Raw genomic sequence first — 542 nt, 5'->3', positions numbered from 1 at the left:
CGCACACATACACATACCACCACTTCCAAGACTATCACTACTCAAAAAGGCATGATTAAGCTATACTCCCTCTCCTTTCTCATCCCCCTTGCCCTAACCCTACTTCTAATAATATAACCTATTACCCCGAGTGATCTCAATCACAATATATACACCCACAAATAATGTCCAACCAGCAACTACCACCAACCAACGTCCATAATCGTACAAAGCACCAGCACCAATAGAATCCCCCCGAACTAACCCTGACCCCTCTCCCTCAAAAATCACCCAATCCCCCATGCTATTAAAACTAACTACCACCACCCCATCAGAACTTGAGACCCATAAAACTAATCCTGCCTCCATTATTAAACCCACCAAAAGACCCCCTAAAACCTCGAACCCCGAACCCCATGTCTCAGGATACTCCTCAATAGCTATCGCTGTAGTATAGCCAAAAACAATTATTATACCCCCCAGATAAATTAAAAACAACATCAGACCTATATAGGCCCCCCCAAAACCTAAAATTACCATACAACCAACCACACCACTAGCAT

1 protein-coding gene is annotated in these 542 nt (G+C 43.5%); it reads right to left on the bottom strand.

What is annotated here, in order from left to right; all coding sequences use genetic code 11:
- Positions 1 to 105: 105 nt before the first annotated feature.
- Positions 106 to 542, bottom strand: a 437-nt coding sequence (locus tag ACFINE_RS09980) for an NADH-quinone oxidoreductase subunit J (RefSeq protein WP_375621920.1), incomplete at its 5' end; no start/stop codon positions are given.

The organism is Bartonella sp. AA97HXZ, from assembly GCF_042196985.1.
Taxonomy (GTDB): domain Bacteria; phylum Pseudomonadota; class Alphaproteobacteria; order Rhizobiales; family Rhizobiaceae; genus Bartonella.
This window is presented reverse-complemented; position numbering and strand designations above follow the sequence as displayed.